We start from the raw sequence: 14,613 nt of genomic DNA on the forward strand, positions 1-14,613 counted from the left end.
CCGACCGCCGACCGCCGACCGCCGACCGCCGGGCACGTTCCCACCCCGCCACCGACGACTGTGGCCCGGCACCTCGAGGGGTGCCGGGCCACAGCTGCCGCTGCACGGGCGGGCAGTCAGAGGCGCATCGCCTGGGGCTGCTCACGGAGCTGGAGGTCGGGACCGTCGTACTCGCGGATGATCTCGTACCGGGTGTTGCGCTCCACCGGGCGGAACCCGGCCTCTCGGATCAGCTCCAGCAGATCGTCACGGCTGAGCTTGTTGGGCGTGCCGTAGTTGTCCGCGTCATGGGTGATCTTGTACTCGACCACCGAGCCGTCCATGTCGTCGGCACCGTGGCTGAGCGCCAGCTGGGCGGTGGTGACACCGTGCATCACCCAGAAGACCTTGACGTGCGGGACGTTGTCGAACAGCAGCCGGGAGACGGCGAAGGTCTTCAGCGCCTCGGCGCCGGTGGCCATCTGCGTCCGCTCCTGCAGCCGGTTGCGGATCTTGCCGTCCTTGGAGTCATGGAAGTCGTGCTGGTAGCGCAGCGGGATGAAGACCTGGAAGCCGCCGGTCTCGTCCTGGAGCTCACGCAGCCGCAGCACATGGTCCACCCGGTGGCGGGGCTCCTCGACGTGGCCGTAGAGCATGGTGCAGGGCGTCTTGAGGCCCTTGCTGTGCGCCAGCCGGTGGATCCGCGACCAGTCCTCCCAGTGGGTGTCGTGGTCGACGATGTGCTGGCGCACCTCCCAGTCGAAGATCTCGGCGCCGCCGCCGGTCAGCGACTCCAGGCCGGCGTCGATCAGCTCGTCCAGGATCTCGTCGGCCGGCATGCCGCTGATCCGCTCGAACCAGTGGATCTCGGTGGCGGTGAACGCCTTCAGCGCCACACTCTCCGGCAGCGCCTTCTTCAGCTCGCGCAGCGAGCGGGGGTAGTAGCGCCAGGGCAGCGTGGGGTGCAGGCCGTTGACGATGTGCAGCTCGGTGAGCTGGTCGTTCTCCATCGCCTTGGCGAGGCGCACGGCCTCCTCGATGCGCATGGTGTACGCGTCCTTCTCCCCCGGCTTGCGCTGGAAGGAGCAGTAAGCGCAGGAGGCGCTGCACACATTGGTCATGTTGAGGTGGCGGTTGACGTTGAAGTGGACGACGTCGCCGTTCTTCTGCGTCCGCACGTGGTGTGCCAGCCCGCCCAGCCAGGCCAGGTCGTCGCTCTCGTACAGCGCGACGCCGTCCTCGCGGGACAGCCGCTCGCCTGCGAGGACCTTGGCCTCCAGCTCACGCTTGAGCCCTGCGTCCATGTGCGTCTCCGCCTCCTCTGGTACCCGCCCCGAAGTGTCCGGCCGGGGCAACCCCCTGAGCCTACGCCTGTGCCCTGCTCAGACTGCGAGCAGCTCCGCCAGCAGCTGCGGGTCGACATTGCCGCCGCTCACCACGACGGCATGGTTGCGGCCCGGCGGCAGCTCGCCGCGCCGGAAGAGGTAGGCCGCCGCGGCCACAGCCCCGGACGGCTCCGCCACGACCCTGGCCCGCCGGGCCAGGACGGCGACGGCTGCCCTGATCTCGTCCTCGCTGACCGTCACAATGTCGTCCACATAGGCCTGGACGTGCTCGAACGGCAGCCTGCCCAGCGAGGTGGTGCGCAGCCCGTCGGCGACGGTGCGGTAGGTCCGCTCGACCGGCCAGCTGGTCAACTCCCCGGTGCGCAGGGACTGCTGGGCGTCGGCGGCGAGTTCCGGCTCCACCCCGATCACCTTCACCCCGGGCGCGGTGAGCTTGAGCGCGGCGGCCGTGCCCGCGATCAGCCCGCCTCCGCTCACCGGCACCAGCACGGTGTCCAGCGCCAGGCCCAGCGCGGCGGCGTCCTCGGCGATCTCCAGACCGGTCGTGCCCTGCCCGGCGATGATGTGCGGGTCGTCGTACGGGTGCACATGCAGATAGCCGTACTCCTCGACCAGCTGCAGCGGGACGGTGTCCCGCTCCTCCGGCGCCACCAGCCGCACCTCGGCACCGTAGGAGCGGGTGGCCTCCACCTTGACCGCGGGTGAGGTGTTCGGCATCACGATCACGGCCTTGATGCCGAGTAGCCGCGCCGCATACGCCACCGCCTGCGCGTGGTTGCCGCTGGACTGCGCGACCACGCCCCGGGCGGCCTCCTCCGGGGTGAGCGCGGCCAGCCGGTTGTAGGCGCCGCGTGTCTTGAAGGCACCGGTGGGCTGGAGGTTCTCCGGCTTCAGATACAGGCTGCTGTGCTCGTCGTCGGCCCAGGGGCAGGGCAGCAGCGGGGTGCGCACCGCGACTCCCGCGATCCGCTCCCGTGCCTCCGTCAGCTCCGCCAGTCCCACCAGTGCCATCACGTCTCCCCTTGCTCGATGTGCCTACCGCCGGTCGGCGTCGTCCTCCGGCGGCGTACTCACCCTGTTCTCCCACTTGGTCGACAGGACCACGGTGGTACGGGTCCTGGCCACACCGCGGGTGCCCGAGAGCCGCTTGACCACCGACTCCAGCCCGTCGACGTCCGACACCCGGACCTTGAGCATGTAGGAGTCGTCGCCGGCGATGAACCAGCAGTCCTCCACCTCGCCCAGGTCCTTCAGCCGCCGTGCCACGTCCTCGTGGTCCGCGGCGTCGCTCAGCTGCAGACCGATCAGGGCGGTGACCCCGAAGCCCAGCGACGCCGGGTTCACGGTGGCCCGGTAGCCGGTGATCACCCCGGCCTGCTCCAGCCGGTTGATGCGGTCGGTGACACTGGGGCCGGAGAGCCCCACCAGCCGCCCCAGCTCCGCATAGGAGGCTCGGCCGTTCTCCCGCAGTGCCTGGATGAGCTGCCGGTCCACCGCGTCCATGCTGTGCTCTTTCACCTACACGGACCTTCCCATCGTTGCCGAACCCGCGCTTCGGCGTTTGGAGTCAAAGGCTCCGGGCCGCGGCGGCCCGGAAGTTCCAAGAACATACTCTGCCGTGCGACCACCGCTCACTTCCCCTCGGCCACCGCCGCACGGGCCTCCCCCAGCGATCCCCGCCAGCGCCGGTAGAGCGAGTGCTCCACCCCGACGGCGTCCAGCACCCGGCCCGCCACAAAGTCCACCAGCTGCTGCGCGGTCGAGCCGCCCGCGTAGAAGGCGGGCGAGGCGGGCAGCACCACGGCCCCGGCATCGTCCAGCGCCACCAGATGGCGCAGCGTCTGCCCGTTGAGCGGGGTCTCCCGCACCGCCACCACCAGCGGGCGGCGCTCCTTGAGCGTGACACTCGCGACCCGTTGCAGCAGGTCCTTGGAGAGGCCCAGGGCGATCCCGGCGACGGCGGCGGTGCTCGCCGGCACCACCAGCATCCCCTTCGCCGGGTACGACCCGCTGGACGGCCCGGCTGCCAGGTCGCCCGCCGGCCAGTAGCGCAGCCTGGCCGGGTCGACCTCGACGGTGTCCGGTGCGGGCGAGTCGCCCAGTCCCTGCTCCAGCCACGTGCGCAGGTCCTGCTGCCAGTGCGCGTCGCGGAAGGAGATGCCGGTCTCGTCCAGCACGGTCAGCCTCGCCGCCCGGCTCACCACCAGGTCGACGTCCTCCCCGGCCGCCAGCAGCGCCCGGATCACCGCGGCCGCATACGGGGTCCCGGAGGCCCCGGACACGCCGACCACCCATGGCCGCCGTGGCCGTCCCCGGTGCTCCATTGCCGCTGACTCAGCCATCACCTGCACTTTACCTTCGATCCGAAGGCGGCAACCCTGCGGATACGCTCCCCCCATGAGCACCCTGGTGGACCTGTCCGTCCCTGTCTTCACCGGTATGCCCGTCTACCCGGGCGACCCGGAGGTCTCCATGGCCCCCGCGCTGCGGGCCGCCGACGACGGAGTGAATGTGCTGCGGCTGCACCTCGGCTCGCAGTCGGGCACCCATGTCGACGCTCCGTACCATGTCGACGACACCTGGCCGACCCTGGAGGGGTTGCCGCTGGACCTCTTCACCGGCCCTGCCGTGGTCGCCGACGTCCGCGGTCTGGAGCCCGCCGCCGCCATCACCCCGGACCATCTCGCGGCCGCCCTGCCGCGGCTCGGGCCCGGCGTGATCCTGGTGCTCTGCACCGGCTGGGCCGCCCACTGGGAGACCGACCGGTACGCCGCCCACCCGTGGCTCACCACCGAGGCCGCCCAGGCCGTCGTGGACACGGGGACCCGCACCGTCGCGGTGGACGCCCTCAGTGTGGACCCGAGTCTCGAAGCCGGCACCGCGCTGCCCGCCCACCGCATCCTGTGCGGTGCGGGCGCGGTCATCGCCGAGAACCTCACCAACCTCGGCCCGGTCGCCGAGGCGGACGCCGCCGGGGTCCCCGTCGAGCTCTCGCTCTTCCCGCTCCGTCTCACCGCCTCCGACGGCGCCCCGGTCCGGGCCGTCGCCCGCCTCGGCTGACGCCCCGGGGCTGCCCGACGGCCTGGGGCTGACCGCCGGGCTGGGGCTGCCCGACGGCCTGGGGCTGCCGACGGCCTGGGGCTGACCGCCGGGCTGGGACACCGTGGCGCCCAGGACCGGGTCGGTCCTGGGCGCCGGTGTATGCCGGTCCGTCAGGCGGTCCCGCAGGAGGCGCCGTTGAGGGTGAAGGCGGTCGGGGCGGCGTCGCTGTTCTTCCAGGTGCCCTGGAAGCCGAAGGAGACCGAGCCGCCGGGGCTGACCACCGCGTTGTAGGTCTGGGCCGCGGCGCTGACGTTCTGGCCGGTCTGGGTGAGGCGGGCGTTCCAGGTGTTGGTCACCTGCTGGTCACCGGGGAAGGTCCAGCCGAGGGTCCAGCCGTTCAGCGCGGAGCTGCCGGTGTTGTGGAGGGTGACATCGGCCGTGAAGCCGCCGGACCACTCGCTCTGCTTGGTGTAGGTGACGGTGCAGTTGCTGGTCGGCGGAGTGGTGGTGGGCGGGGTGGTCGGCGGGGTCGTGGTCGGCGGAGTGGTGGTGGGCGGAGTGGTGGTGGGCGGGGTGGTGGTGGGCGGGGTGGTCGGCGGGGTCGTGGAGTCGGCCGGCGGCAGCACCAGCTCGGTGACGGAGTAGCCGGGCAGGGTCAGCGAGGCGCTGCCGTTGGTGAGCTGCTGGTCGGCCAGGTGCTTGATGGCCGTGAGGTCGCCCTGGCCGTACTGGTAGACCTTGGCGGCGCTGCTGCCGCTCAGCCCGGCGACGGTGAGCGGTGAGGTCACGGCGTCGGGGGACTTGTTGACCACCATCACGGTGAGGTTCTTGTCGCTGCTGCGCTGGGCCGCGTACACCGCCACCTGGTCCTGGTCGGTGCTGGCCGCCTGGACCGCGGTGTCACCGAAGGAGGAGCCGGCACCGTCGTAGTTCAGGTACATCCGGAAGGCGAAGGCCCCCGGGTCGGTGGGTGCGGGCGGCGCCCAGAGGGTGGCCAGATCGAGGCCCTCGCGGCCGAAGATGCCGAGGATGTCGGCCTCGGCGACACCGCCGTCGATCTTGTCCAGGGCACCCCAGTTGTACTCGGTGATGGCGGTCCTGGTCCCCGGGTAGTTGGCGTCCACCAGCGACTTCATCCGCGGGATCGCCATCACGGGCTGGTTGATCCAGCTCTCGTCGGTGTACGTCGGGTCCCACAGCCCCCGGGTGGAGCGCAGCCGCACTGCCTGGGTGGCCGCGTCGTCGTTCGACCCGGAGACACCGCTGGCCTGGGGGTACCAGTGGTTGTCGTAGTAGTCGAGGATCCGGGTGCCGTGCGCCTTCTCGTACGCGGCCATCTGCTGGAGGTACCAGGCCCCGAAGTCGGTGCCGCCGTGCGCCGCGCGGTCCGGCGGGTTGGACCAGCAGCTGCCGCCCTGGGCGTTGCAGGTCTGCTGGTCGGAGCCGGAGAGGGTGATGGAGCTCCAGCCCCAGCCGGTGGGGCCGAGGGTCTTCGCACCCGGGTCGGCGGCCTTGATGGCGGAGGCCACCGCGTAGGTGGAGTCCTTCATCTCGTCGTAGCTCGCGCCCTTGGGGTGGACGTCCCGGTGGGTGGAGTGCCAGATGTCCGGCTCGTTGTCGAGGTTGTAGAACTTCACCCCGCCGTGCACCGCGTCGCCGTACTTCCCCGTCAGGTACTTCACCCAGCCGGAGACGTAGTCGGCGCCCGCGGGCATGCTGGTGTCGGTGGGGTCGTTGCCGGTGATGGGGGTGCCGTCGGGCTTGAGGCCGTTGCCGCAGTCCGGGGCCCACTGGTCGGTGGACTGCTGCGGGCCGTACTTGGCGACGCTGAATCCGCACAGCTTGTCGCGCGAGTTCTTGGGCACCCAGCCGATCAGCGGCACGGTGATGTCGGTGGCGGTGCCGGCGGCGCGGTCCTTGTCGATGAAGGCGTCGGCGGAGGAGCCGTCCGGCAGTGCGCCGGGGTCGGCGACGTCCTCGGGGATGTTCTCGAAGTACCAGTCACTGGCCCGGTTGCTGGTGTCGGTCAGGTAGTTGTACCGGGTGGTGGCGTTGCCGCCGAAGCGGTCCACGGGCAGCTTCAGCTCGGCGGCGAGGCCCGCGTCGGCGAAGTTCATGCCGTAGACATCGCGGCTGATGGCGTGGCGGCCGGTGGCCGGGTCGACGGTGAGCGAAGCCGCCGCGGCGGCGGCGGACGAGGCCCGGGGCGCGGCAAGGGCCGGACCGGTGGCCAGTGCGGTCCCGGCCAGGGCCGAGACGAGCAGGGTGGAGAGGAGGAGCGTGGTGCGCTGCATGGACAGGCTCTCCTTCGAGCGGATGCGACGCGACGTGGACGTCGAAGGGCTCGGGGAGCGCCATCAGCGCCGCACCCGGGAGTGCTCCGTATGGGCACGACCGCGGATACACGGGCGGCATAGGGTTTGGGAGCGCTCCCAAGAGACTGGACGAGCTGTCAGCCCACTGTCAAGAGAAGGGACGGTCCTCTGTGACCCCCTGCCTCGGCCCTCCTGGACGTCACCCGGCGGCCCCCGGCCGTGAACCCGCCCGGCCGAGCTCCCCGGCGATCCGGATCCCACACGGGCACGCCCCCCGGGAGGCTCCTCGCTGCTCTCCTTGCGGGCTGCTCCGGCAGGTCCACCCGGTCCTCGACCGTGAGACAGCTCAACGCCGGCAGGTCGGCAGGTACGACCTGTCTGCACGTCGGAGCATCCACAGGTGTGCCCTGCCGCTCCGCCGAACGGGTGACGGTCGCCCTCAGACCCTCAGACCCTCAGACCCTCAGACGCCCAGGCCGCGCAGCACCAGATCGAGGAGGGCGAAGCAGAAGAGAGCGATGCCGACAAAACCGTTGACCGTGAAGAAGGCGCGGTTCAGCCGGGAGAGGTCACCGGGCTTGACGGTGGTGTGCTCGTACAGGAAGGCGCAGACCACCACGGCCAGTCCCAGCCAGAAGGCCAGGCCCGCGTCGGTGAGCAGGGCGTACCAGACAAAGAGGGCCGTGGTGACGGCATGGCAGGCGCGGGCGCCGTACAGCGAGCCGGCGATGCCGAAGCGGGCCGGCACCGAGCGGACGCCGTGGGCGCGGTCGGCTGCGACGTCCTGGCAGGCGTAGATCAGGTCGAAGCCGCCGATCCAGACTCCGACGGCCAGACCGAGCACCACCGCCTCCCAGGACCACTGGCCCGTGACGGCGATCCAGGCGCCGATCGGGCCCATGGCCTGGGCGAGGCCCAGTATGGCGTGCGGGAAGTCGGTGAACCGCTTGCCGTAGGGATAGACCACCATCGGCACGACCGCGATCGGGGCCAGCGCCAGGCAGAGCGGGTTCAGCAGCGCCGCGGCGCCGAGGAAGAACACCAGGGCGACCAGGGCGCCGGTCCAGGCGGAGCGGACGGAGACGGCTCCGGTGACCAGCTCGCGGCCCGCGGTCCGGGGGTTCCGGGCGTCGATCTCCCGGTCGATGATCCGGTTGGCGGCCATCGCGAAGGTGCGCAGTCCGACCATCGCCACGGTGACCAGTAGCAGGTCGAGCCACTTCACCGTGCCGCCGTCGAGGTACATCGCGGTGAGGGCGGCGGTATAGGCGAAGGGCAGCGCGAAGACCGAGTGCTCGATCATCACCAGGCGCAGGAACGCCCTGGTGCGCCCAGGGGTGGCGACGGGAGTCGGCGGGGTCTGGTGGCCGAGAGCGGCGTCGCTCACAGTCCGTATTCCTTCCAGCGTCGGGTGACCAGGGCGGCGGTGTCCGGGTCGGAGGTGATCATCTCTGGCCAGCCGCCGTCGCGGGTGTAGCCCTCCTCGGGCAGCTTGCGAGTGGCGTCGATACCGGCCTTGCCGCCCCAGAACTGCTGGTAGGAGGCGTGGTCCAGATGGTCGACCGGCCCCTCCACCACCACCAGGTCGCGGCTGTAGTCGGTGTTGCCCAGCGCCCGCCAGGCGACCTCGTGGTAGTCGTGGACGTTGCAGTCCGCGTCCACCACGATGATCAGCTTGGTGAGCGACATCATGTGGGCGCCCCAGATGGCATGCATCACCTTCTGGGCGTGCTTGGGGTACTTCTTGTCGATGGCGACGATCACACAGTTGTGGAAGCCGCCCGCCTCCGGCAGGTCGTAGTCGACGATATCCGGAATGATGATCTTCAGCAGCGGCAGGAAGAACCGCTCGGTGAACTTCCCCAGCGGCCCATCCTCGGTGGGCGGCCGGCCCACCACCACGGACTGCAGGATCGGCCGGCGCCGCATGGTCACGCAGTCGATGGTCAGCGCGGGGAAGGGCTCCTGCGGGGTGTAGAAGCCGGTGTGGTCCCCGAACGGACCCTCCGGCAGCGTCACCCCGGGCTCCAGCCAGCCCTCCAGCACCACCTCGGCGTCGGCGGGCACCTGGAGCGGCACCGTACGGCAGTCCACCATCCGCACCCGCTCGCCCTGCACGAACCCGGCGAAGAGGTACTCGTCGATGTCACCGGGCAGCGGTGCGGTGGCCGCGTAGGTGACCGCCGGCGGGCAGCCGAAGGCGATCGCGACCGGCAGCCGCTCACCGCGCCGGGCCGCGGCCTGGTAGTGGTTGCGGCTGTCCTTGTGGATCTGCCAGTGCATCCCGATGGTGCGCTTGTCGTGGCGCTGCAGCCGGTAGAGGCCGAGGTTGCGTACCCCGGTGTCGGGGTCCTTGGTGTGGGTCAGGCCCAGGTTGAAGAAGGAACCGCCGTCCAGCGGCCAGGTGAACAGGGCCGGCAGCTGCTCCAGGTCGACCTCGTCACCGGTGAGCACCACCTCCTGCACCGGCGCCTCACCCGGCTTGACCTTCTTCGGCGGGACGTGGGCCATCGAGGCCAGCTTGCCGAAGGCGTCGCGGAACCCGGTGAAGCCCTGCGGGAGTTCGGGCTTCAGCAGCCCGGCGATCTTCTGCGAGATGTCGTCCGGCGACTTCAGGCCCAGCGCCTTGGCCAGCCTGCGCTCGGTGCCGAAGACATTCATCGCCAGCGGCATCGACGAGCCCTTGACGTCCTCGAAGAGCAGCGCCGGCCCCTTGGCCTTCTGCACCCGGTCGACGATCTCGCCGATCTCCAGATGCGGGTCCACCTGGGCCTTGATGCGCCTGAGGTCTCCCTCGCGCTCCAGCGCCCGCAGGAAGGACCGAAGATCGTCGTATGCCATGCCTGTCAGTATCCGCCACGCACTACCCTGGTCCCGTCATGAGGTCCCTCTCAGGGGGAGGGAGCCGTCGTACCGGGGGAGTTGCACCACCGTGCTGAGGTATCTGCCGTTCCTGCTCGTCCTCGCCCTGTGGATCTGGGCCTTCATCGACTGTCTGATCACCCCGGAGGAGGAGGTCAGGCATCTGCCCAAGGTGGTCTGGATCCTGCTGATCCTCTTCTTCGGCGAGGTGCTGGTCGGGCCGATCGCCTGGCTGGTCGCGGGCCGCAGCCGGGCCGGGGCGGGCCGCCGCCAGGTGCCGTGGCCGTCCGGCACCGCCGGATACCCGGAGTACGAGCGGCCGCAGCGGCGTGTCCTGGCCCCGGACGACGACCCGGAGTTCCTGGCCTCCCTCAAGCGGCACAACGCTCAGCACGAGGACATGCTCAAGCAGTGGGAGTCCGATCTGCGCCGCCGGGAGGAGGAGCTGCGCCGCCGCTCCGACAGCCCCGAGGGCACCACGGAGCGGGACTCCGACAGCTGACGGCCACGTACGGAATGCACGTACCGCAGCGGCCGGAAACGGACGCACCGCCTCTTGGCCGGCCCCGCCCCCGGCCCGACATTGGTGGCTATGACCACTGCCCCCGCCACCGGAGGTGACGGTACGTCACCTCCGGTGCCCCCTGCCACCGCCGCGGACCTCTTCTCCGACATCACGGCCTACGGCGCCCACATCGTCGCGGTGGAGCCGACCGGCGCCGAGCCGGTCCCGGCCGACGCCCGCCACGGCCGTCCGCTGCAACTGCTCTGGACCTGGCTGTCCCCCAACATGGAGTTCGCCACCGTCTACATCGGTGTGATCTCCGTGCTCTTCTTCGGCCTGGGCTTCTGGACCGCCGTCGCCGCCCTGCTGCTGGGCTCCGCGCTGGGCGCGCTGACACAGGCAGTGCTGAGCACCGGCGGCCCCCGCTTCGGGGTGCCGCAGATGGTGCTGAGCCGGTCGGCCTTCGGCTTCCTCGGCAACGCCTTCCCCGCGGTGCTCAACGCCGCCACGGCAGGGTTCGGCTGGTTCGCGGTCAACAGCGTCTCCGGGGCCTTCGCGCTGGACACCCTCACCGGTCTGCCCACCCTGCTCTGTCTGGTGATCGTGGTGCTGGCGCAGATCGCGGTGGCGTATCTGGGCCACAACTTCGTGCACTCCTTCGAGAAGTACGCACTGCCGGTGCTCACCCTGGTCTTCGCCGCCGCCTCCGTGGTGACCCTGGGCAAGGCGCACCTGTCCGGCAGCGGGAGCACCGGGGGCACCGCGGGGGGCTTCATGCTGGCGTTCAGCGCGGCCTTCGGCTACGCGGCGGGCTGGAATCCCTTCGCCTCCGACTACACCCGCTACCTGCCCACGTCCGCACCCCGTCGGCTGGTGATGCTCTTCCCCGGCCTCGGGATCTTCCTGGGATGCTCGGTACTGGCCGTGGTGGGCGCCGCCTCGGCCACCATCGCCGGCGGGGAGTCCAACCCCACGGCCGCCTTCACCGGCCATCTGCCGGGCTGGCTGGGGAACCTCACCCTGTTGGCGATCGTGCTGGGCGCGGTCTCCGCCAATGCGATCAACGTCTACTCGGCGACCATGTCCTTTGTCTCGCTGGGACTGCGCCGGCTGCCCCGCGGCCCGGTGGCGCTGGTCGTGGGAGTGCTGGGTTTCCTGGTGGCCTGGACCGGGCTGGACGACGCCGGCGCCTCCTACGAGGCCTTTCTGTTGATCATCTCCTACTGGGTGGCACCCTGGCTGGGAGTGGTCCTCACCGAACAGTGGCTGCGCAGCCGTACGGGTGAGGCCGACACGGCGACGGCCGCACGGCTGGCGGACCGCTCCTTCACGGCGTGGGCGGGGCCGGTGGCGATGCTGGCCGGAGTGCTGGTGTCGGTGCTGCTCTTCTCCAACCAGCAGAATTCACCGGCATCGTCGCCGACGCGCATCCGGGCGTGGGTGACATCACCTGCCTGGTGGGCTTTGTGCTGGCGGCGGTGGTGTATGTGACGCTGCGCCGGATCCCGCTGCTGGCCCCGTCCCGCGGCTGAAGCCCCACGCTGCGGGCTCCGGTGCGGCCGGCCGGTCAGGATCAGCCGGGTGCCCGCAGCAGCCGGTGCGCGCAGGCGGCGATCAGCAGCTCGGCGTGCGCCTCCGGGTCGGTGATGTCGCGTCCGAGCAGCCCGACGATACGCTCCAGCCGCTGGTAGAGGGACTGCCGGCCGATGTGCAGCAAGGCAGCCGTACGGGTGGGGCTGCAGCCGTTGCGTAGATGGACCTCCAGGGTGCGGACCAGGTCGCTGGGGTGGGTGGCCTCCCACTCCAGCAGCGGACCCAGGGTGCCGGAGGCCAGCCCGGCGAGGTGGTCGCGGCGACCCGCCGGTGAGGTACCCCGGGTGAGTTCCCGCTCCAGGGCCAGCGCCCGTGCCGTGGTGATCTGCGGCTCCCCGGGGCGGGTACGGCCCGGCTCTGCCGGTGGTACACCGACGGACAGCTCCAGGGCCGCTCTGGCCTCCCGCAGGGTTTCCCCCCAACGGGCCCAGGGCGCTTCGGCAGGTACCGCCGGGCCGACGGCTGCGGCCATCGGGGTCCGCGTCTCGTACAGGGCCTGCCGGGCTGCCTGCACGGCGTCCCGGCCGGCCGACGGCGGGAGGGACAGCAGGGCCAGCACGACGCCGGGGAACGAGGCGGCCAGGACGGTCCCACCGGCCCCCCGGGCCGCCCTCTCCAGCACCGGCGTCGGCAGCCCGCGGGCTGCGAGGCCGAGCAGGCGGTGGCCGCGCCCGGGCCGGAAGCCCGCCTGCGCGGCGCGAGCGAGCGCCTCGGCCTGGCTCGGCTCGCTCCCGTCGGCCAGCTCGGCGAGCAGTGCGGCGGCGTATGCCTCCCGATCGGCGACCGGTGCGGCACCCGGGATGTCCCGCAGGCGGCTCGCGGTGCGCTCGGCCAGCGCCAGGGCGACGATCGCGGTGTTGACGGCCTCGGCGATGCGGACGAAGGGGACCACCCGGCGCAGCGCCACCAGCGGCAGGTCCACCCGGGTGCTCTCCGCGACCACCTCCGCGGGTATGTCGGGCAGCGACCGGCCGACCTCCACGGCGACTCCGGCGACCCCGCGGGCGGCCAGCTCCCTCACATACGCGCGGCGCCCTCCGGCGTCGGCGCCGGAGAGGCCGAACCCGTTGGTGAGCAGCAGTTCCCCGCCGTACAGGAAGGACGCGCCCTCGTGCACCTCGCCTGAGTGCACCCAGCGCACCGGCCGGTCCAGGGCGCCCGCGCCGCTGAGGACCTCGGGTGCGGCCCGGCCGAGGACCTCGAAGGAGAGGATGTCGCGGAGCGTGAGGGCGGTCACGATGCCTCCCGGGGCCGAGAAGGAGCTGACACTCCGTACGTGCGGCAGCGTCCGGGAGGGTACTGAGCGCACGTTGCCACGGTGTTTCGGGAACGGGAGAGTGGGGCCATGAGCGAGACGGCGGAACTGCGGATGATGCTGGCGGTCGCGCTGGAGGAGGCGCGGGCCGGGCTCGCCGAGGGCGGCGTCCCGATCGGGGCGGCGCTGTTCGGGGCGGACGGGCGGGTGCTGGGGCGCGGACACAACCGCAGAGTGCAGGACGGGGATCCGTCGATGCACGCGGAGACCGCCGCGTTCCGGGCTGCGGGGCGGCTGCGCGGATACCGGAGGACCACGATGGTGACCACGCTGTCTCCGTGCTGGTACTGCAGTGGCCTGGTGCGCCAGTTCGGCATCGGCCGGGTGGTGGTCGGCGAGGCGGAGACCTTCCACGGCGGCCATGACTGGCTGGCCGAGCACGGGGTGGAGGTGGTGGTCCTGGACGATCCGGACTGCACCGCTCTGATGCGGCGGTTCATCGCGGAGCGCCCCGAGGTCTGGTTCGAGGACATCGGCGAGTGAGCGGGAGGCGGGGCGGGTGGGCGTAGCGGAAGGGGCGGGCGTGACGGCGGGGTGGCGTATTCCGACGGTGGACCTGGGTCCGTGGCTGTCCGGGGACGCCGACGCACGGGCTCGCAGCGCGACTGCGGTGGACGAAGCGCGGAGCCGGGCCGGCTTCCTGCTGGTCACCGGTCATGGGGTGACCCAGGGGGAGCGGGCCCGGGTGCGGGCCGCCGCCCGCGAGTTCTTCCTGCTGCCGGCGGAGGTCAAGCAGCGGTACGCGGTGGGCGTCGGGGGCCGCGGCTGGCTGGGCCCCGGCGTGGAGGCCAACGGCAACGCGGAGGGCACCGTGACCCCGCCGGACCTCAAGGAGTCCTGGTCGACGGGGGCGGAGCAGCGGACGGGCGACGCCGGGCTGGACGCCTTCTGGTTCCAGGACAACGTCTGGCCGTCCGAGGTGCCCCGGCTGCGCCCGCTGCTGGAGGCGTACGGCGCCCGGATGCGCGCGGTCTCCGACGAGGTGCTCCGGCTGCTGGCGGCCGCGCTGGGGCAGGACGAGGACTTCTTCACCCGGCACACCGCACGGCCCACCTACACCCTGAACGTCAACCGCTACCCGGGCACCGAGGTGGTGGGCGAGCCGCTGCCCGGCCAGTACCGGATCGGCCCGCACACCGACTTCGGCACGGTGACCCTCCTGGACCGGCAGCAGGGCCGCGGCGGCCTCCAGGTGTGGACGGAGGAGCAGGGCTGGGAGGACGCCCCCTGGGACCCCGAGGCGCTCACCGTGAACATCGGCGATCTGATGGCCCGCTGGACCGGGGACCGGTGGCGGTCGGGCCGGCACCGGGTGCTGCCGCCCTCCCCCGAGGCCCCCTCGGAGGAGCTGGTTTCACTCGTTTGGTTCTATGAGTGCGATCCGCGTACGGCGGTCTCCCCGCTGCCCCCGCCCATCGGCCGTACGGCGTACCCGACCGTCGACTCCACGGACTACCTGAGAGCGAAGCTGGACGCCATCTCCGTGGCGTAGACCTCCGGAATCAAGGGCCTGCGGGGCGGATCCGGACAGCGGCGGATCCGCCTCCGGACCGTTTTGCGATGGTTCGCCATCGGTACCTCCTGTCCGGCTCAGACATGGAATCCGGTCGGACCTTGTACGGAATCGACCCCCGTGCGGGATGCAGACCGCTCGTA

The 14,613-nt window shown here is 71.5% G+C and carries 13 protein-coding genes; 5 read left to right on the forward strand and 8 right to left on the reverse strand.

Going from position 1 to position 14,613, the window contains the following annotated elements; genetic code table 11:
• Nucleotides 1-116: 116 nt before the first annotated feature.
• From mqnE to AB0761_RS17050, 4 genes are all read right to left on the reverse strand, one after another.
• Nucleotides 117-1,283: an aminofutalosine synthase MqnE gene (mqnE, locus tag AB0761_RS17035; protein ID WP_377269891.1), complete on the reverse strand. Its 1,167-nt coding sequence runs from the start codon at nucleotides 1,281-1,283 to the stop codon at nucleotides 117-119.
• Nucleotides 1,284-1,361: 78 nt separating this feature from the next.
• Nucleotides 1,362-2,336 carry a threonine/serine dehydratase gene (locus AB0761_RS17040; protein WP_377269892.1) on the reverse strand — a complete coding sequence of 325 codons (975 nt, stop codon included), beginning with the start codon at nucleotides 2,334-2,336 and terminating at the stop codon, nucleotides 1,362-1,364.
• A 24-nt stretch (nucleotides 2,337-2,360) separates the two neighbouring features.
• The gene (locus AB0761_RS17045) at nucleotides 2,361-2,828 is read right to left on the reverse strand and encodes an Lrp/AsnC family transcriptional regulator (RefSeq protein ID WP_055588637.1); all 468 of its coding nucleotides are present in this window, start codon (nucleotides 2,826-2,828) and stop codon (nucleotides 2,361-2,363) included.
• Between the two features lie 128 nt (nucleotides 2,829-2,956).
• On the reverse strand, nucleotides 2,957-3,667 hold the full coding sequence (locus tag AB0761_RS17050) for a UbiX family flavin prenyltransferase (protein ID WP_377269893.1): 711 nt from the start codon (nucleotides 3,665-3,667) through the stop codon (nucleotides 2,957-2,959).
• A 55-nt stretch (nucleotides 3,668-3,722) separates the two neighbouring features.
• Here AB0761_RS17050 and AB0761_RS17055 point away from each other — a divergent pair, with 55 nt between their 5' ends.
• On the forward strand, nucleotides 3,723-4,385 hold the full coding sequence (locus AB0761_RS17055) for a cyclase family protein (RefSeq protein WP_377269894.1): 663 nt from the start codon (nucleotides 3,723-3,725) through the stop codon (nucleotides 4,383-4,385).
• Nucleotides 4,386-4,537: 152 nt separating this feature from the next.
• On the opposite strand, the gene AB0761_RS17060 is transcribed toward AB0761_RS17055, so the two are convergent.
• The 3 genes from AB0761_RS17060 to AB0761_RS17070 all read right to left on the reverse strand — a co-directional run bounded on the left by AB0761_RS17060 (nucleotide 4,538) and on the right by AB0761_RS17070 (nucleotide 9,523).
• Nucleotides 4,538-6,661 carry a glycoside hydrolase family 44 protein gene (locus tag AB0761_RS17060; RefSeq protein WP_377269895.1) on the reverse strand — a complete coding sequence of 708 codons (2,124 nt, stop codon included), beginning with the start codon at nucleotides 6,659-6,661 and terminating at the stop codon, nucleotides 4,538-4,540.
• Nucleotides 6,662-7,145: 484 nt separating this feature from the next.
• On the reverse strand, nucleotides 7,146-8,069 hold the full coding sequence (mqnP, locus tag AB0761_RS17065) for a menaquinone biosynthesis prenyltransferase MqnP (protein WP_377269897.1): 924 nt from the start codon (nucleotides 8,067-8,069) through the stop codon (nucleotides 7,146-7,148).
• Nucleotides 8,066-9,523, reverse strand: coding sequence for a menaquinone biosynthesis decarboxylase (locus AB0761_RS17070; RefSeq protein ID WP_377269898.1), 1,458 nt, complete (start codon nucleotides 9,521-9,523; stop codon nucleotides 8,066-8,068). The genes mqnP and AB0761_RS17070 overlap by 4 nt, the downstream gene beginning before the upstream one ends.
• A gap of 91 nt (nucleotides 9,524-9,614) precedes the next feature.
• Between AB0761_RS17070 and AB0761_RS17075 the strand changes: the two genes are divergently transcribed.
• Together AB0761_RS17075 and AB0761_RS17080 are read left to right on the forward strand one after the other, a co-directional pair.
• Nucleotides 9,615-10,046, forward strand: coding sequence for a PLD nuclease N-terminal domain-containing protein (locus AB0761_RS17075; protein ID WP_377269899.1), 432 nt, complete (start codon nucleotides 9,615-9,617; stop codon nucleotides 10,044-10,046).
• Between the two features lie 90 nt (nucleotides 10,047-10,136).
• Entirely contained in the window at nucleotides 10,137-11,540 is a 1,404-nt protein-coding gene (locus AB0761_RS17080; protein WP_377269900.1) for a purine-cytosine permease family protein, read from the forward strand.
• 82 nt (nucleotides 11,541-11,622) lie between these two features.
• Here AB0761_RS17080 and AB0761_RS17085 read toward each other — a convergent pair whose 3' ends face one another.
• On the reverse strand, nucleotides 11,623-12,879 hold the full coding sequence (locus AB0761_RS17085) for a PucR family transcriptional regulator (protein WP_377269901.1): 1,257 nt from the start codon (nucleotides 12,877-12,879) through the stop codon (nucleotides 11,623-11,625).
• A gap of 108 nt (nucleotides 12,880-12,987) precedes the next feature.
• Here AB0761_RS17085 and AB0761_RS17090 point away from each other — a divergent pair, with 108 nt between their 5' ends.
• Both AB0761_RS17090 and AB0761_RS17095 read left to right on the forward strand, forming a co-directional pair.
• Nucleotides 12,988-13,440, forward strand: a complete 453-nt coding sequence (locus AB0761_RS17090) for a nucleoside deaminase (protein WP_377269902.1) — start codon at nucleotides 12,988-12,990, stop codon at nucleotides 13,438-13,440.
• 40 nt (nucleotides 13,441-13,480) lie between these two features.
• Complete coding sequence (locus AB0761_RS17095) at nucleotides 13,481-14,449, forward strand: isopenicillin N synthase family dioxygenase (protein ID WP_377269903.1); 969 nt, start codon at nucleotides 13,481-13,483, stop codon at nucleotides 14,447-14,449.
• Nucleotides 14,450-14,613 lie beyond the last annotated feature (164 nt).

Source organism: Peterkaempfera podocarpi, assembly GCF_042466665.1.
Taxonomy (GTDB): Bacteria; Actinomycetota; Actinomycetes; order Streptomycetales; family Streptomycetaceae; genus Peterkaempfera; species Peterkaempfera podocarpi.